9 protein-coding genes and 3 pseudogenes are annotated in these 18,156 nt (G+C 65.2%); all 12 read right to left on the bottom strand.

Annotated features, from left to right (window positions below; genetic code table 11):
* Window positions 1–212: 212 nt before the first annotated feature.
* Complete coding sequence (locus RM555_RS09050) at window positions 213–998, bottom strand: hypothetical protein (RefSeq protein ID WP_311411310.1); 786 nt, start codon at window positions 996–998, stop codon at window positions 213–215.
* Between the two features lie 555 nt (window positions 999–1,553).
* Window positions 1,554–2,573, bottom strand: coding sequence for a hypothetical protein (locus RM555_RS09045; protein ID WP_311411309.1), 1,020 nt, complete (start codon window positions 2,571–2,573; stop codon window positions 1,554–1,556).
* Between the two features lie 329 nt (window positions 2,574–2,902).
* The gene (locus RM555_RS09040; protein ID WP_396888720.1) at window positions 2,903–4,081 is read right to left on the bottom strand and encodes a tyrosine-type recombinase/integrase; all 1,179 of its coding nucleotides are present in this window, start codon (window positions 4,079–4,081) and stop codon (window positions 2,903–2,905) included.
* Window positions 4,047–5,549 carry a restriction endonuclease gene (locus RM555_RS09035; protein WP_396888719.1) on the bottom strand — a complete coding sequence of 501 codons (1,503 nt, stop codon included), beginning with the start codon at window positions 5,547–5,549 and terminating at the stop codon, window positions 4,047–4,049. Before RM555_RS09035 ends, RM555_RS09040 begins: the two co-directional genes overlap by 35 nt.
* 1,498 nt (window positions 5,550–7,047) lie before the next feature.
* Window positions 7,048–7,944, bottom strand: a pseudogene (locus RM555_RS30975) (IS481 family transposase); the annotation flags it as partial.
* 523 nt (window positions 7,945–8,467) lie between these two features.
* On the bottom strand, window positions 8,468–9,559 hold the full coding sequence (locus tag RM555_RS09025) for a hypothetical protein (RefSeq protein WP_311411307.1): 1,092 nt from the start codon (window positions 9,557–9,559) through the stop codon (window positions 8,468–8,470).
* Window positions 9,560–11,462: 1,903 nt separating this feature from the next.
* A complete protein-coding gene (locus tag RM555_RS09020) occupies window positions 11,463–11,882 on the bottom strand; it encodes a hypothetical protein (protein ID WP_311411306.1) in 420 nt (139 codons plus the stop codon).
* A 366-nt stretch (window positions 11,883–12,248) separates the two neighbouring features.
* Window positions 12,249–12,554 (bottom strand): annotated as a pseudogene (locus RM555_RS30970) (GntR family transcriptional regulator); the annotation flags it as partial.
* 687 nt (window positions 12,555–13,241) lie between these two features.
* Complete coding sequence (locus RM555_RS09010) at window positions 13,242–13,961, bottom strand: SGNH/GDSL hydrolase family protein (protein ID WP_311411305.1); 720 nt, start codon at window positions 13,959–13,961, stop codon at window positions 13,242–13,244.
* Entirely contained in the window at window positions 13,958–14,428 is a 471-nt protein-coding gene (locus RM555_RS09005) for a cupin domain-containing protein (RefSeq protein WP_311411304.1), read from the bottom strand. The genes RM555_RS09010 and RM555_RS09005 overlap by 4 nt, the downstream gene beginning before the upstream one ends.
* A gap of 82 nt (window positions 14,429–14,510) precedes the next feature.
* Window positions 14,511–15,179 (bottom strand): AraC family transcriptional regulator, encoded by a 669-nt coding sequence (locus RM555_RS09000; protein ID WP_311411303.1) that lies wholly within the window; start codon window positions 15,177–15,179, stop codon window positions 14,511–14,513.
* Between the two features lie 241 nt (window positions 15,180–15,420).
* Window positions 15,421–16,059 (bottom strand): annotated as a pseudogene (locus tag RM555_RS08995) (site-specific integrase); the annotation flags it as partial.
* Window positions 16,060–18,156: the final 2,097 nt, after the last annotated feature.

Here is an 18,156-nt window from a genome sequence, read left to right as displayed (position 1 = left end):
TGGGCTGTGGTTAACGACATGATCACGCCGACGATGCCGACGCGTGGAGGTACCCGGGCGGGGAAGCTATTCCTTGGTTGCATGAGCAGTTCAGCGATCTCCTGTAGTCGTTTCACCGTTATGCCACTGTGCTGTTCCACTGCTAACGGTCGGTTCGAGTACCACATGTGGGCGAGTGCCGACTGGCTCGGAGTACACCTCTGTCTTGAGGTTCAGAGGCGGTGGAGGCCTTTTCTCAGTTGGTGGATGACTTGCCACTGTGCTTGGTCGCCGGTGGGTCGGGGGAAGCCGCCGTGTTGGAAGGCCCAGTTCAGGTAGGCCACCAGGGGCATGCCGGCCTCTCCCACGAAGTGCGCGTCGGCGGATGCGTCGGGAAGGAGGATGCCGTAGGGGCCCCCGCCGCTGACGTTGTCCTTGTGGAAGTGGTCGGGCGCGACGGGCAGGAGGAATGGCTCGTCCTGGTCTTCCTGCCACGCCTCGATCTCTTCCGCGAAGTACTCGCGGATGTCGCTGTCCGGGTAGCGGGATCCTGCCAGCTCCAGCACGAGCGGGTCGGCCGCTGCCGAACTGGGCCACTGCGGGTGCGTTCCGACCAGCCACACGTCGCCCACGATGCGGATCCACGACGACAGCACCATCGGGAGAGGGCCGAGCCGCTGTTCCAGCCAGTAAAGGTGCTCCTCCGCCTTGGGACCGGGTGGCGTGTATGCATCCATCGGCGTCTGGTCGTCGTCGTTCTCGTGGAACCGGTAGCCCTGCTCGCGCAGGCGCGCGACGAGTGTTTCGATGTTGCTCCGGGCTCGGCGGGCCATCTCGTCGCACACCGCCTGTGCCTCTGGGGCGAAGGCTGGCTCACGGACACGGCTGCCAAGCTGCCGCATCTCATGCCAGACGCGCTCTCGTTCGCCGGCGACGTAGCGGTTTACCCAGTCCAGGTGCTTAATCATCGCGATCATGGTGCCGCAGGTGATCACTTGAAGCAACGGTCCATGCGGCACGCGCGCTCAGTCTCGCGGGACCCATCCAGTTCGCCGATCGATGGGTTGGTGGAGCCGCTGACAGTCGCGCAAGGGCAGGAGTTCGTCCGGACTGCCTGGCATGGGAAGCGCTTGACGATCCGCGGTAACGAGCCCGGTAACGGAGGGCTTCGCAACGGGCGGATGAGGCGGTGAGCCACGACACGGAACGGCATTTGAGGGCGTCGTTCTTGTCCGTTTCTAAAACGTTTCAGCCCATCCTGACATGCCATGACAGAATCGTTGTGAAACTGGGGGTCAAGGGGTCGTCGGTTCGAATCCGGCCGTCCCGACGCAGGTCAGATGGTGCATTCGATCGATGGATGTGCCCTCTTTGGCGCTCTGGGGAACAAGGTCAGTCAAGTTGGCGGTGGCTGGCGCTCCTTGACCGCTGGTCAAGCCGTGTGGCCAGCCCTGTTACCTGCCGAGTCGCTTTCTTCGTTTCGTCAAGGCGGCCCGGCCCTGGCCTGCTGGCGACCTCCGGCCGGCATCCGCCGGGCTGGCCGGCCACGCTTCTCGACAGGCGCCCGTAGCCGACTAGCCACCTCTGTTGGCACTTGGGGTAGTTCCTGACTCCGAGGCGGTCGAAGGCGGGTTGGAAGTGGCACTTGCAGTTGCCTCGATCTGCCACGGGACAACCGGCTTGGAAGCCGCCGGGTCGGGCTGCGCTCGAGCGAACAAGAGGAGTAGGGCGGCAGCCATCACTATGGGGGTCAGGACGCACGCGACAGTTACCACCACCACGGTCCGAGTGCCGTTGCGAGAAGACTCCAGCGCCTCGGTTCCCGCTTCAGCACTCATGCCAAAGGGGCCGGTGGCGGGATCGGTCCGGTTCTGTCGCCTCGGGAGGGCGTACACGCCCACCGGCAGGAGGACGAGCCACAGCGGCGCCAGCAGGGGAGCGAGCGCCGGCCAGATGGGCCACACCGGTTCGGCGAGTCTGTTCATGTCCAGGACCCTCCAGGTTAGGGCGACGCCTGGGAGTAGGCCGACCGTCACCAGGGTGCCGATCAGCAGGGGTACGGGTGGACGGCGCCGTGCCAGCAGCCAGAACAGCGCCGTGCCGGCGGCGGCGCCGAGGAGGGTGCCCGTGATCGTGGCGGCAAGAAACTTGTCGGGCACGGCCGGTGCGACGGTCAGCCTCGACCCGCTCGCGGAGTGGGCGAGCGTGACCGTCAGCCCGTCCCGCTCGGCCCGCCAGTCGTCGCACGGGTAGCTCGGCGTGCGGCGGAGGCCCTGCCATCCCTGCGTTGCTGCGTTGCGTCGTAGCTGCTCGGAGAGCGCGCAGTTGGCACGCTCGTCGTACCAGAAGTCCACCCGACCCGATCCGAGGTCGTCGGCGGCGAAATTGACGCCCCACCGGGAGCCATGCACGACCCGATCCGAGTCGTACGGCACCGCATCGGGGAGCAGCTCCGCCGCCACGTTCCGCGCCCGGTCATCACTAGGCGGCGTGACGCCGCGGCCGCCGTACCAGGAGCCGACGCTCAGGCCGACCGTGCCTAGCAGCACCGCGCCGAGCAGCAGCATCGTGACGCGCCGCAGCCGATGACTCACCGGCACACCCCCTGTCACAGTGCGGTACAGGGTAGCCCTCGCCATCTATCCCTGATGCCCCGGCGAATGCCCGCTGCAGTCGCCAGGCGTCAGCATCCGGGGACCAGGTGGGGACCACACGGTGTGCACGATGGTGGCCGGCATGCCGTCGACTGCACGGCATGATCTTGGGGATAGTGTGCGTGACGTGTGTGGACGTGTGGCGAAGCGTCCTGGGGGTCAAGGGGTCGTCGGTTCGAATCCGGCCGTCCCGACGCAGGTCAGAGGCCATTCGGAATCTTCCGGATGGCCATTTCTGATCTTGTACAGCAGCGAAGTACAGCAACGGCTCATTGATCGAGGCTCTCGCCGAGCCTCCGCAGGGCTTCCCGGGTCGTCTTGGACGAGACCTGGCTGTAGATCTCCATCGTGATCGAGAAGTCCGCGTGCCGCAGGATCGCCATCGCGACCCGGGGGTGCACGTCCAGGTCGACCAGCAGCGAACCGCAGGTGCGTCGGGCGTCGTGAACGGTGATCTTTCGGATTCCTGCTCGGGCTATGCGGCTGTCGTAGGAGCGGTTGAAGTTGCGGGGTTCGACCGGCAGTCCGTAGCGGGTCGTGAAGATCATGCCGGTGTTGTGCCAGGCGTCGCCGGCTTTCTCTCGTGCGGCCTGCTGTTGTTGGTAGCGGTGCCGCAGTGCGGCGACGCAGATGGCAGGTAGCGGTAGGGGAGCGTCGGACTCTTCGGTCTTGGTGGCCCGGTGCAGCAGCTGGCCGCGTACCCGCTGGAGTTGCTTGTCGATGATGAGGCTGATGTCGTGGTTGTCGCGGCAGTGCTCGCAGAACTTCTCGTCGTGGGTGGTGCACGGCTTCTGCCAGCCGTCCCAGTTGATGTGCTCCCAGGTGAGACCGAGCACTTCTCCTTTGCGTAAGACGAGTACGAGGACCAGGACGTAGGCGGCGTAGAGGTAATCGTCGTCGTCGCGGGAGGCTTCCAAGAATGCCCGAGCTTCCTCACTGCTCCACGACTTGCCCTTGCGGCTGCGGATCGGTGGGAGCTTCACCAAGGCTGCGACGTTCTTTGCGACCAGTTCCTCCACTTCGGCCTGGGAGAGCGTCGAGCGGAGGACCGCGCGAATTCCCTTGACGGTGCGAGCCGCGGGGAGGTCCTGGCAGCACCGGCCAACCGCGCAGCACTTGCGGCTCTTCGGTGGCCGGCGATCGTCTTTCCCCTGCGCGCAGCACTGGCAGGTCTTTGCGACCTTGTTGAGCCAGGTCTGAACGTCTCGTACCGACAGCCGCCCGTCGAGTCGCTTGGCGCCGATGCCGGGAACGATGTACAGGCGGCTCAGCGTCTCGTACGTCGCGTAGGTCAGCGGAGCGAGGTTCGGCTCTACGACCTCCGCGAGCCAGTAGGTCATGTAACTCGCCACCGTGGGGACGTTGGTGGCGACTGGGTCGGCCTTGGCTTGCTGGTGCAGCCTCACCCACTTGTCATGGACCTCGTCGCGGGTTTTTCCGTTGGGCATTGGCTTTGGGACTCCTGCTAAGACGCTTATGGCGTCGGGACGTTCTCCCCATGTCCATTAGCAACTTTACAGCCAAGAGTTCGCCGATTCCGAAGGGGGCACGCGGACGTCGAGTGATGCCGACCTTGCAGAGTACCCATTGTTCCAGCTTCCGCGCCAGAACAAAGAATTCGATGACAGTGATGAAGAGACCAAGCTGCCCTTTCTCTGCATAGCCCGAGAATTGACCTGGGGGAAGGTCGTCGTCCCTATCGGCCACGATAGGGTCTGCCAAAATCTCACGCCACGCCGGCCAACCCTGCCCTTTTCGGTGAGCTGTGAGTGCACGAATCAGACGCCGAGAATCCCTTCCTAGGATTTGCGTAAAACCGAGGACGTAGGTAAGCCAGATGCCCCCGATGAAAAAGAGGGATGGAAGGAACGCAATTCCAGGCGTCGCGAGAATGAATGCGCCGCCGACGGGGATTGCGGTAACGCCGAAGGCGAAGAACCCTCCGGTGACCACCTTGAACCTAACAGAGATTGACTGGCGCCCCGATGGTGGCATCCGGTACGGCGCTTTGTAAAGTGTCCGTAGAGCCGTGAAATTTGCGGCTCGCAGGTTGCCGTCCCCCTCCAACTCGAAAAGCGCAACGCAGTGTGCAGGATCAGAAGCCCAGGCCTCTGCCTGTTTGGTATATCCGCTTCTCGCGAAGAAGAATGGCCGCTGTCCGGGTTCGGTTAGCCCAGCGAGTCGCTGCACCTCGCCAATGCCAACCCGCTTCGTGTGCCAGAGCTTGACCTGAGCCACGGCTCCCCGGGCGGCTACATCAATCCCGCCATCTTGGCCAACCGGCGTTATTTCGGCGTCCTTGTATCCGAACCGCCTAAGCCAGGCTGCCGCCATCTTCTCGGCCTCACGGTAATCAGTCAGGAGCGCCTCGTTGGCGTGTGGCGGCGGTGCTGCATGCGTCTCAAGGAGTCGCGGTAGAACTACTTCGTCCTCGAATCTGTAATCAACTGGGATGAACATGCATGTCGCGTACACGGCGACCTGCGCAAGGCTGTTAATTCCGAACGTGAACGCCAGCAGCAGCTGCCCATTATTGGCATACCCGAAGAAGAGAAGCGCCGCCCAGCAGATTGCGATTAGCCAGGCCGCCACCCAGCCCGCAGGCGCGGTGTCGCCCTCCAGTCGAACCCGAGCCGACATTCGAGCGGCTAATATTGGAAACAACGGAAAGAGGGCGGTGATGAAGATTCGTTCCGAGACCGACGCATCCCCAATTCCAGCCATCCCGTAAGCGCCGACCCCTGCGACGACTGTGAAGATAAATGACAGTGCGGCACCTAAGCTGCGCCTTGAGCGGTGGTTGCTCGCGTAGGTCCGCGCCCACTTGCGCCTAGCCTCATAGATCCTGCTTGCTGGAGTTGCCGACTCTGGCGCTGGCTGGATAGTAGCTTGCGTCGGAGCTGGGTCGTCTGCCACCCATCCATAATGAAGTGAAGGTACGACATTCTGTCGGGCTCCACTTGATGCGTTACGGATCGCTTTCACTTGATCCGTGACACATCCGGCTAGACGATCTTAGTTGTTCCTTGTCTCAGGCTACTGATGTTCAGTCCCAGAAGTTGAACAGCAGCTCGCCGACTGTGGTCGGTTTCCAGTAGTTGATCTGGTCGTGTTCGTGCGGGCTGAGGGCGCTCAGGTCGACCTGTGACAGGGAGGTCTGTAGCTGCTCGATGGTGAGGGCCTGGGCGTCGGTCAGGTTGGTGAGGGCGCTGGCGAGGTCGGGGTGGTCGACGAACGTCACCATGACGTCGCGGTTGGCGTGGGGGCGGGCGAAGGCGATGAACGGCAGGGTGGTGTGCCGCAGCACCGCGATGTGGTGCTGGGCGTGGGCGATATCGACTGTGTGGAAGTTGGGCGTGACGCTGGCGGGAGTGACGCCGGTGACGGTGGCGTCGATGGTGCGGGCGGCGTGGTGACAGACGGCGGTGAAGGCTTTGAGGTCCGCTTGGGCGCCGGGTGGTGGGTTGAAGCCGGTGGCTCCGGGCGGCAGCTTCATGGTCGGGCTCCGTGGTCGTCGCGGTCGGTGCAGGCTATCCGACGCTGTCGTGGAGGCTCGGGCTTGCGGACCTTGAACCGGGCGATGGGCTTGGTGGTCGTGCGAGGCACGGAAGGTGGTGTCGGCCTCTTCGACGGTCAGGGTTCGACCGGCGTGGCCGATGCCGACGCGGATCTTCTGGCCGGCGATGACGAGGACGCCGCGGCTGCTGACGCGTCGCTCGACGCGTTGTGGTTCAGATGCGGGAGCGGGCGGAGGGCCGGCGGGGCGGGCGTCGCGGATGCGGGCCTGCTCTTGTGGGGTGAGCGGGTTGGGCAGGCTGCGCAGCAGGGCCCGCTCGGCGTCGAGGAGATGCAAAACGCCGTGGTCGAGGCGGATGGTGACGCGTCGGCCGGCGAGGTGGTAGCCGATCGAGTGTTGCCGGCCGGCGAGGCTGACCAGGCCGATGGCGTTGACGAGACGGTCGACCTCGACGGGAGCCCTCAACTTGAGCTGACCGGCGGTGATCGGGGGCGGTCCGGCGGGGCGGCCGCCGTCGGCGAGGAGTTGACGCAGGTGGGTGGGGGTGAGCCGGGAGGGCACGGTCTTGAGTCGGACGCCGTTGAGGAGGAGGTGGACGACGGAGGTGTCGGCCCAAAGCCCGATGGCGGCTCCGGCCCTGGCGGGGCCGAGCCAGAACTGTTGCCCGCAGACGGCGAGGTTGCCGGAGGCGGGAACGGTGCGGGTGATTTCGACGGCGAGGTTGACCGGTTCAACGCCGTTGGCATCCATGACCAGCGGTGCCGTCGTGGCGGCCGGCTGTTGGTCGTGTGACCGGCGTGGGTTCGGCAGCGCAAGCGGGGGCGGCTCCTCCGGGCCGGTTCCGGCAGTGGTCAGCGTGGGCGGCAGCCGCAGCGGCAGCGCCTCGGTGGGGCGGGTGGCGAACCTGTCTGCGGGGAATGCCATGCCGAGCGACTGGTGCGGCCGTCCGGTGTTGTACTCATGACGGAAGACGTCGATGGCCGCCTGGGCTTCCTCCAGGTCAGCCCAGACCTCAATGTCATCGAGCAGTTCGCGTTGCAGGGTCTGGTGAAACCGTTCAACCTTGCCGGTCGTGGTGGGTGATCGGGGTTTGGTGAGCCGGTGCGTGATGCCGTTCTCCCGGCAGATCCGGTCGAACATCACCTCCCCGCCACCGACGTTGAACCGGGCGGTGAACTGCTTGCCGTTGTCGGTGAGCACCTCCTCGGGCACCCCGAACCGTTGCAAGGCCTCGGCAAACGCGAGGCAGACCGCCCGGCCGGTGGCCCGAGGAACGACAGCGGCGATGACGCAGAACCGGGAGTGGTCATCCACGCCGGTGACGACCTTGGCCTCCCGCCCGTTGGCGAGCATGACACCGCCCACGATGTCCATCTGCCACAGCTCCATCGGCCGGCCACGTTCCCACCGCCGGTAGTCCTCCCGATGGCGACGGCGAGGCACGGGATCGATCAGCCCGTGACGGACCAGCACCCGGTAGATGGTGCTCAACGAGGGAACCGGACCGGGACAGCCCCGGCGGCCCAACTCGTAGTGCAGCCGCCGCTGCCCCCACCGGGGATGGTTACGGCGCAGCTCGCAGATCGCCGACTCGACCAGGGCCGAGGTCTGGGCCGGGTGCCCCTGGGGCCGGTGCGAGCGGTCCCGCAATCCGTCCAAGCCCTCCTCGGCATACCAGCGCAGCCACCGATGCACCGCCTGCCGAGAGACGCCGAACCGGTCGGCCACCTCCGTCACCGCAAGCCCGGCCTGAACCTCCAGCACAGCCCGATACCGCTGTTCGGTCACGCTCATCTCCACCAGCACTCAGCGGAGTGTCACGCATCAACTGGAGTCGACCTGTAACGCATCAACCGGAGTCGGACAAAGGTACGACATTCCGCTGTGAGAACTTTCTGTACGGGATCAAGGCGGCCCGCTTCGCAGGCCGCGCGCGCCGCCGAACCTGGGCCGGGCCGATGGCCCGCCGCCGCGCCTCTGGCCTACGGCCGCCAGCGCGACGGTTACAGCCCGCCGGCGGCGCGACATACGAAGAAGCCCCGGGCTGCCACGGTCAGTGGCAGTTCCGGGGCGAGACACAGGCAGCGCCTCCGGCGGGGCGCTCGGGCGCTCTGGGATGGTGGTGCCATCCCGACAACCTCCGTCCAGGCGAAGCCGAGCAGGTGGGGTCTGTCCGGTCAAGGTCGTTCAGACGGTAGGGTGCTCCACCTTGACCGGACAGACCCCACCTGTTCCACTGCGTGCGGACGAAGGCCGACGGGATGGCTAGCGGGCGTTGCGGGCAGCGGCTGGTGTCGTGTCGTAACCAGGCTGTTGATCACTGGTCGGCGGGTCGCGGGGTGGCAGTCCACTGCAAGAAGGTTGGATGCGGGCCTGTGAACAGACTCTTGTCCAAAGGCAGTGTGTCGAACCCGTCAGATCTAACAAGAATGATCGTCATCGGTGGGACTCCATCTGCCAGGTCGCGTACACCCAGTGCTTGTTCGATCTCCTGAAAGGCTAGGTCTCGTAGCTTGGAGTGCTGGAGGTCGGGAGAAACGAAGAAGACGACTGGGCGGAACGGTCCGTTGAACTCCTTGTGCGTCGAATAGCTTGCGGTTCGAGCCCATTCGATCGCTTGTAAAACCCGCCTTCGTACGGCTGTGGTGGTCAATCCGCTGAGCGTGGTGACATCTACGGCCAGATGGGGCATGTCGTCGGTGTCGGAGGTCACCATAAAATCTGCCCTCTCACGACCGACCCGAACACCGCGGACGTAGTCAAGCTTCCCCTCATATAGGCGCTCCAAGTACAGCAGGGCCTCTTCCTGTGCTTGAATGTAGGCGAGCATTCCGCGGATTTCTTTAGTACCCGCGTTCCTCTTTACGATCTGGAGCGCTTCGATGTTTGCGCGAGTGCCGCCAGACATCGTGGGGGCGGTTCCCTGGTTTGCCGTATCCGAGGGCTTCCGAGGGTTGGGCAGGTCTTCGGCCGTGGCGCTCTGGGAAGTGTCCTCTGTCGACGTAACCTCTTCCGCTTCTGAAGACTGATCGATCGCGTCGACCGTCTCGTCATCGGTCTCCTTGTTCTGGCGGATCAATGAACGAATTTCGTGTCTAACTCTCTCCTGCTCCAGCTTCACGGACGTCAGGTCTTCGGACTCTCGCTCGTTCAGGCGGTCTTGTCGCGTCTTCCATATAGTGCCGCCGATGAGGATCAGCAAGAGGCCTATGGCCCCGAGAGTGATCGAGGCGTGCGGCCAATGGTTAATGACCCACAAGGCTTGCCTCTGTTGTTCCAGGACGGCGGACTTGGAATCCGGGCTCAAATCGGCAAGCTGTTTTTGTGTCACCATGACGGCCTTTTGGGACCGCAGCAGGAGTACGGGGAGCGCAACCGCCGAGGCTAGAGATAAGCCGCCAGCGCTCACGAGGAACTTGTGAAACTCGCTGAACTGAAGGCTGGGAAGCACGAGCCACAGTACCTCGTCCTCGTCCTCGACCGGTCGGTCCCTTGGACAGGCCGGTAGCGTTCCGGGGGTAGGGCGCCTGAAACAGTGCCTTCAGGGTGGTGCCTGGACGGGCGGTGCGCGGGACGTCGGCGTGGCTAGCGCCGCATCAGGGCGGCCAAGGCGTGCCGGACTTCGCGCGGTGTGGGGCCGCTGAGCGCACGTACAGCAGTGAAGTACAGCAACCGACAACACCCTGCGAAACGACTGCAACCACAATCAGACCGTTGACCAGCGGCGGGAGCCGAACCGGACCGTACTGCCGATCTCTGGGGGTCAAGGGGTCGTCGGTTCGAATCCGGCCGTCCCGACAAGGTGTAGCAGCAGGTCAGGAGGGCTGATCCGACACATCGGGTCGGCCCTTCTGGCTTCCTGGGGACCACGGCGGTCAAGTGCGCCGGGCCGGTAGCGCATCTTGACCGCTGGTCAAGCAAGGCCGAGCGGTGCTTAGCCTTGTTTGGCAGCTCCACCGGAGACCGTTGAAGCGAAGTGACCCCCTGTTACCTCTGCGGCGGCGGCTTGGGCATCCTGTACCCTCGCGCTGTCGTTGCCCCCGCACCTCTACGGCAGGTGTAGATGTATGACGTCCGGGTGGACCTGCGGGACATCCAAGTGTTGACGGGTGACGACGCTCCCCTCGTCGGACGGCTATGGATCCGCTTCCCTGACCGGTCCTTTCCTGGTGATGCTTGGTCCGACTTAATCGCTTCCGTAGTCAGTTCAACGGTTACGGCTCTACGCGAGACGTTAAGTGGAGAGGGTGAGGGTTTCGCCTACTTTTTCGATGGGCCGTATTACGTCTACTACCGGCTTTTGCCTGCCTCGGCCCCGAGCTTGTATATCGAGGCAAATTGTGACGGAACTGGCGAGCCGGTAAGCGAGTGGGTGGGAGAGGTGCCGCTGGCGCAAGTCGTTGCTTCCTGGCTGAATGCCGTGGAAGCGATTCTTGCTCGATGTGCGGAGGCCGGTCTCTCAGGTGCGGCCGTAGCCGTACTGCAACGCTCTCAGTGCGAGTTGGTGGCCATGGCCGCACAAGCTCCCTGGCGTCGAAAGACTGCAACTGACTGAGGTCCCGGAAGTCTGCCGGCTGGCTTCATCTGCGGCCCTGGTGGCTGGGTCTGCGGAGCGAGCGGCTGGCTCGGTGGCGGGCGTGCTGGTTCGCGCCACGGCAGCAGGCTTACCGATGCGCCGGGCTGGGGACCACGCGGGGACCACACGTTGTCCGCGCTAATGGACGGTGCGCTGTCTGCCGCACAGCTTGATCATGGGCATAGCGTGCGTGACGTGCGTGGACGTGTGGCGAAGCGTCCTGGGGGTCAAGGGGTCGTCGGTTCGAATCCGGCCGTCCCGACCGGTTGACCTGGGGAGATGAAGATCTTCTCCGGTAGCGGCGGTAACATCCGGTAACGGATGATCTTTGTTGGCGGTAACGGCGATGATCGTTGGCCGCTGGCTCGCTGACTTAGGAATGCTTTGGCCTGCCGCTTCGTCTGCGTCCCGGGCGGAGCGGCATGTGGTCTCTAGATCCCGCGTCAAGCGCTGTAGATGTTGCCAGCTGTCGCTACGGCGGGCGGTTCGACGAGCCCTCGATATGCGGCAGGATCGCAGGCTGCTCTGGTCCTGGTCTTCCTCAGGTGACGGACCTTCGAGCGTAGTGATTCATGCCGTCGGCGTGTAGTTGCCTTCTCGATCTTCGCAGTCCCAGACGAGCTGCTCGGCGATTTGTTTGACGGGATGGGTGCGGCCGGCGGTTGTTCTGATTCGACCGTCGCGCACCTGCGGCCGGATGGGCAGGTGATGGTCGAGAACCCGCCGGTGCCACGGGTCAGGGTGCCCGGTGTTCGAACTCTGCCCGAATCTGCCGGAACAAATCGTGCGTGTCGTCGGACTGAGGGAAGCCTATGAAGGTGACCATGCCGATGGTGTGGTCGTCGACCCATGTGCAGAATTTGGTGAGGCCGTCCTTGCTTTGGCTGCTGCCGCAGCCCGCCACGCCGCCGAGTGGACCCGGGGGGACCGGTGCTACGTCGGTGATGGCCGGCCGGGCGGCGAACACGTGGCTCAGGGTTGCGTCTGGAGCGGTGACAGTGCCGGACACCCCATTGACCAGGATGACGCGGTTGTCGCCAGGGCGGTGCACTCCGAGCTCTCGCGAGTACTGCTCCTCCACCGGCGTGTAGGCGGTGCCCACGGCGCTGGTCGGCTCACCTTTCAGTAACTTCTTGAGGCCATCGGTATCTTCCATGGCTGGTTGCGTCGGCTGCGGCGGGAGAACGCCGAGCTGAAGCGGGCCAACGAGATTCTGAAGGCCGCGTCGGCTTTTTTCGCCTCGGAGCTCGACCCGACCCGGCGACGGTCGTGACGCTCGTCAACGAGCTGAAAGACCGCTTCGGGGTCGAGCCCGTCCTCCGGGTCATCGGCATGGCTGTGTCCACCTACTACGGCTGGCTCGCCGGTTCCTCTACGCCCGGCACGCCGGCGGTGCCGAGGTGGAGTACGTCGAGTGGCGGGCGGAACTGCGCACCCGGGTCCTCGGCCGCTGAGCGCGGCGCGGGACCCGCCGGCGGTCACCGCGGTGCGCGGTAGAGCTCCGCGGTGCCACCTGCGGTGGTCAGCGGTGCAGCAGCTGCGCTGCCACCGCACCCGGTAGGTGTCGCGGAGGAAGTCCAGCGCGCGGGCGCGGTCCCAGCCCCACGCGGCGAGGGGGTGGTAGGGGCGGCGGGCGTTGCGGGGGTGTAGTTGGTGTCGCGGTCGATGCGGCGTTGCTCGTCGGCGGAGAAGCCGAGGACGTGGGTGTAGTCGTGGCCGATGTGGGCGCGCTGACTGCGTACTGGGTGCCCAGCTTTGCTTCGGACGGTAGAGGCTGGCCTGGCGTGAAGGTGCCTTCCGAGATGTCTTTTCGGATCGCTGCCATGACGCGCCGGTACTTCGCTGCGGTTGGGCCGGTTTCTTCGGTGCGTCGGCTTCACGGTTCAGCTGAAGTTCCTGCTCTGGCGCGGCCGGTTCCCGAGGATGCGGCTGGATCTGCCTACTGACGCGGTCGAGCGCGTCGCCCGTCAGGTGGGCGTCGCTGCCGGCGTACGACTTCACTTCCCGGATCGCCCAGCGCCATCGCACCCCGCAGTGATCACGGTAGGGACTCCGCCGCAGTAAGTCCGGCACTTACTGCGGGATCTCTCACCGCAGCCCTGACGCCGTAGCTATACGAGAACGGGGCCAGAACGGAAGGCACCTGCCGGTACTCGGCAACGGCGAGACGGGCCGCACCCTGCGCCCGTAGCCAGCGCATTTGTCCCGGGCCTCGGACGAGCAGCACACGGCGTCCTACCGATCGACACCGAGCTGCTGCCCGAAGCCATCGACATCCAGCACGGGCAGTGCCTCCCGAACTGCCCGAGAAGCGCTGCTTCTCGTCATCGACAGAGCCACCGGCTCGCCGAATGGGGTCGCGGTCAACGACAGCAGCCGCCACGGGACGGTGACCCAGGTGCCCTCGCGCTGGTCACGCAGCCAGACGAGCCGGATGGCGTAGGCGTTGACCGCCTGGATCGGATGCCACCTCCGCGCGGTAGATGGCATCCGACTGGCCGGGCGCCGGAACCAGCTACGCGCTCTGGGGCAGCAGACCGGCGTCGATGACCTCAGCGATAAGGGCGGCACCGCGGCTGTTCTGGTGGATGTGGTCGGTCGTGAGCACGAGACCTCGCCGCCGCGAGATCGTGTCGAGGCTGCGACGCAGCACTGCGTGCTGGACGAGGACGCCGACGACCGCTGCGGGCGTCACCTCCCGGTATGAAATCGGCGGCGGGTCCGCTTGGCGCAGTTCCTCGATCTGGCGTTCGTGGAGCGGAAGGTAGGCCACCTCGTTGGTGGCGGCGACCTCGGCGATCATCCGGCTGTACGCTTCCGATGCGTGTGCCGCTGCTCCGTCGAGTTGTTGGCCGAGTACCGGTAGCGACAGCAGACCGATCGTCGCGTCGGTCTCCGCTCGCAGCCGTGCGACGACGGCTCCCAGGCACTGTTGGAACCAGCCGGCCGACGGGCGATCGGGGAGCTGTTTGCGCTTCATGGCCTGCTCGACGGGGTAGCCGGCAAGGCTCGCTCGGGCGTCGTTGGTCCCGATCAACACGGTGATCACATCGGGTGGGTTCGTGACGACAGCATCGAGGCGCTGCAAGAGGTTGTAGGCGAAGTCGCCGTTGGCGCCGAAACGGGCAAGCTGCACGTCACCGGGAGGGCGGCGTTGTCCGAGTAGATCCAGGTAGTCGACGCTGAACTGCGCGCGGGTGAGGCTGTCGCCGAGGCACGCGATGCGTGTCCTCACGGCGCTTCCTCCGGGCTGGGCGTGCCGACGCGTTCGGTCGGCCGGGTGTCGGTCCGAGGACGGTGGTCGGTGCCGAGGGTCGCAGTGATGGCCAGGATGGACGTCGGCCCCTCCATGTCAACCACGTGCCATACCCCGGCCGGGTTGATGGTGGCCTCGCCCGGTCCGAGCAGAACGCGGTCGGGCAGCCCGTCCACGTCGCGGGTGACCGTCACGGACCCGCTGAGGCAAACGACCAGTTCGTCGCCTGCTGGGTGGCTCTCCCAATGGTCGCCGAGCCCGTCGCCGTCGAAGATCATCACCATCCGGCCCTCGGCGCCGTCTGCCGCGACTGCGGCGCTGTAGGCCTGGAGCACCTCCGGGCCCCAGGTGAAGCCCTCGACGGGTTTCGCTCTCGATCCCAGTCCGAGGTGCACGGGGGTGGTCCGCAGGTCCATGGCATTGCGTTCGTGGTTGACGAGTCTCATGCCGACGATCGTCCACGCCAGCGATCGGGCGGTCTTGAAGAAAAGGGAAGAGAAGCCGACGCGACGGGCAGGCGGTTGGCGGCTACCCGGCTCCGAGGAGGGCTTCGCTGCGACGCCAGGCCGTCGGCGATCGGCCCGTGAACTCGCGCCAGTCCCGCACGAGATGGGCCTGGTCGGCATAGCCAGAGACGGTTGCCACATCGCCCCACGGGAGCGGGTCCTGCGCCGACGCCAGTTCGTGCGCGTGCTCGAAGCGCATGACTCGGGCGAAGGTCTTCGGCGACAGGCCCACCTCACCGCGAAACCGCTCGGTGAGGTACCGACGGCTCCAGCCGAGTTCCGCGGCGACCGCACCAACCTGGACGCAACCCCGCGCGGCGACGAGGCGGCGCCATGCCTCGGCTACCTCGGGACGCACCCAGCGCACATGGCCGCCGCAAGCGCCATGGCCGACAGCTCGGAGGAGCAATTCGTCCAGCGCGGTGAACCGCGCCGCCCATGTTGTCGCCGATCGGAGCCGGTCGACCAGCTCGACGGCAAGCGCTCCGAGAAGCTCGTCAAGTGGGACCAGTCGGTGGGCGAGCTCGGCGGCGGGCATGCCGTAGATGGCCCGGGCCCCGAGCGGTGTCAGCGATACCTGAACACCTTGCTGGCGTCCGTCGTGGTGAATCGCGACGGACCGGCACATCAGACCGCCGGCCACGCTGCCGAATCGGGTGGCCGGCGACCCGTCGTCAACGCCCGCCGCCACCTCCAGAGGATCTGACAGGCTGATCACCGCAGTGAGCGCGCGGCTCGGCGGGCCGCAGTGCACCCCCGTCGGGAGCCTGCGGAGGTCGAAGCCGACATACGAGGCGACGTACTCCCGCAAGGCGGGCGCCGGACGTGCACCGATCCCGGTGGCCGTGTGGTCCTCCATTTTCGTCAGTGTACGAGCCGCCCAGCGCAGGAAGATCACCATCCAAGGACTGATCACCGCCGTTGCGGCTGGGAAAGGCGTTGGCGGACCGTTCCACCAGCGCGGCGGCGAGCGTGGTCAGCGATTCCCAGTTGGGCAGGGCGAGCGTGCGCGGGTCGTCCAACTCGTCTTCTGCTCGCCGGTATTCGCGCTGCCATCCGGTCACCTGTGCGGGATTGCGCGGGATGATGCCGTCCCGTACGGCCTGCTCCATCACCCTGGCCAGCACGGCAAGACTGTTCTTGACCGTGGAACGGCTGCACTCGTCGGCAATCCAGCCGTGCACGGCCCGGTCAACGGCACCGTTCGTGATCATTCGTACGTGGATGTGACCGAGGGCGGGCACCACCCGCTTCCGCCAGCCGGCGAGGTATGGATCCAGCGTCTTCCGCTCCAGACCACGTAGCGCCAGCGTCAACACGCTGTCGCCGTACTCGGCCAGTCGCTTTGTCGCGGCGACCGGATCGACGCCACCTTGCGCCGCACTGACCATTCCGTCGATCCAGGCCTGCGCCGCTTCTGGGGTGGCGACCGTCGTGGACTTGGACAGCCGGCGCTTCGTCGTCGGGTCGACCCATCGGACGCGTGCCCGGTAGGGGCGATCTCGGCCTGGGCGGAATTCCACATCGGAGGCGAGGTATACGCCGATCGGTGCTTGCTGGGGAGGGGCCATCATGCCGCCTTCGGGTAGACCCGGCGGGCGGAGAGCCATTGCTCTACGTCGGCCGTCGCGTACTTCACCACGCGGTCGGAAATCTGGATGAACGGCGGGCCCTGCAAGGGTGGGACGGTGCGCTGCCCCGGATGGTCGACGGGTCGACGTCGAGCAGCCCGGCAAGCTCGCACGGCGGTTCATCAGTCCGCGCCAGGTGATTGGGGCGGCCGACATTCCCGCTGTGCTCCTCAGCCGGTAGCAGTGAGGGAACGTCCAGGTCGGTAAGGGATTAGGCGTTAGGCTTAAACGGACCTATTTCAGGTGGGTGACGCCCTGAAGCTACGTCGGACAAATCTCGGTGCTGACGTCCACCAAGGGCAGCCAGCCCCGGACTTCGCGCACCTGCTCCTATCCTTCCACAATCCAGCGACACTGCCTACTTCTGGGATCCCGCCAACCAAAGAATCGTCTGCGAATCGAGGCTTAGGTAAGTCGGATCATCCAGATTAGAGGGCGCTCCTGTGGTCAGGATCCGCCTACGAACGGGCGCTATCGAAGGAGATGCCATGTCGGCATTGACTCAGTTGGGTACGTCGATGTAGCGTAGGGCGCATCCGGCGGCGGTTGGCAGCGCAGATGCCGCCGGTCTCGTCTGACGGGGTGACGACGGCAATCTGACTGACGCTAATGGCCATTCTGGAGAGGCTGTTGCGAGAGGACTGTGAACGTGTCGGCCTCCATCAGCCGGGTCAATCACTGCGCAAATCCAAGAGAGCGGGAGTGTTCGTTGAATCGCGCAAAAGGCCTGCGGACTGTTATGGCAGCACTCGCAATCGCAGTTCCTATGACCCTGTTCTCGCCAGCCTCTCCGGCAAGTGCGGCATCGTGCACCACGGGAGGCACTTCGCTGAACTCCTATGGCGGTGTGAGGTGGTCGATCTGCAGCGGCAACGACTTCAATCAATTCCGGCAGTTCGTGCGCTGCACTGAGAACAGCGGAAGCGAATATACTGCTTATGGTAGCTGGGCCGGCAGTAATGGCCGGTCGGAGGCGCGTTGCCACGAGTACGCTTACATGAATTCGTATGGCGTGAACTACCGGTGATTGGGTGATCGGTCGATGACGTCGCCGAGTGAGGCTTGGTGTGGTGACTAGCCCTGCGTGGAGGGGCTAGTCGCGGGAACGTTCTATCGGTGATCGATCATGGAGTTGTGATACTTCACGATACCGAAAGATCTTACAGCGACGGCACCAATCTCCTCGGCGGCTCACTTCCTGCGAGCTTGCCGGTCGGCCCCGCTCCCTAACTGGCCAGGGAGCGGGGCCGAGCAGTACAGCAGCGATGGCCAGCAACCGACCGAGCCGAAAAGCTGGCAGACGGCGCCCAGGAACTGTCCGACGTCGGGAGTGCCCGTAAGAGATTGCGTCGGCCGAAGCTACGGATTAAAAGGCGGCCGTACAGCCGCCGACCGACAGATGTAGCCCCGGGTCGACGGGAGTCGACGCGACGAGCAGGTCAGCGACGGCCACCGACGTTGGCCGACAGCAGTCTTGATTGTTGCAAATCAGGGGAGCGCGGCGTGCCCGCTCCGTGCCGATGGAGCGTCTGGCGAGGGTCACCGGCGCTCAGCTCCTCGACGTGCGACCGGGGACCAGGAGGGGACCACACGTCGTGCGGGATGGTGGACGGTATATCGTCGACTACACGGCCTGATCTTGGGGGCAGCGTGCGTGACGTGTGCGATAGCGCTTACCGAATCGTCCTGGGGGTCAAGGGGTCGTCGGTTCAAATCCGGCCGTCCCGACAGTAAATCAGCAGATCAGGCCCTTGATCCACTTCGGTGAGTCGGGGCCTTCTTGCTGTTCCGTCTCACAATTCATCACGTACGCCCGTACTGCTGAATTTCGGGCGCTGACGTCACCCGAACAGCCCTGATTCAAGCTGCTCGGCCGCCACCTTCAGGTGGCTGCTGCCGGGGTGAACGAGCTCTCCGGGCTGCTGCGCAAGCTGTTCCACCGGGAACGGCTGCGCATTCCGCTCTACGCACGCGCCCGCCGCTTCGGCAAGGGCTTCGAGACCGCCTCGCGCGCCTAGTACTCCAGCAGGAGATCGC

Source organism: Micromonospora reichwaldensis (assembly GCF_031845925.1).
Lineage (GTDB): Bacteria > Actinomycetota > Actinomycetes > Mycobacteriales > Micromonosporaceae > Micromonospora > Micromonospora reichwaldensis.
This window is presented reverse-complemented; position numbering and strand designations above follow the sequence as displayed.

Coding starts and splice junctions, on each gene's coding strand:
- RM555_RS09005 (WP_311411304.1), bottom strand. CDS start 14,428: ATGAGACTCGTCAACCACGAACGCAATGCCATGGACCTGCGGACCACC.
- RM555_RS09020 (WP_311411306.1), bottom strand. CDS start 11,882: ATGGAAGATACCGATGGCCTCAAGAAGTTACTGAAAGGTGAGCCGACC.
- RM555_RS09040 (WP_396888720.1), bottom strand. CDS start 4,081: ATGCCCAACGGAAAAACCCGCGACGAGGTCCATGACAAGTGGGTGAGG.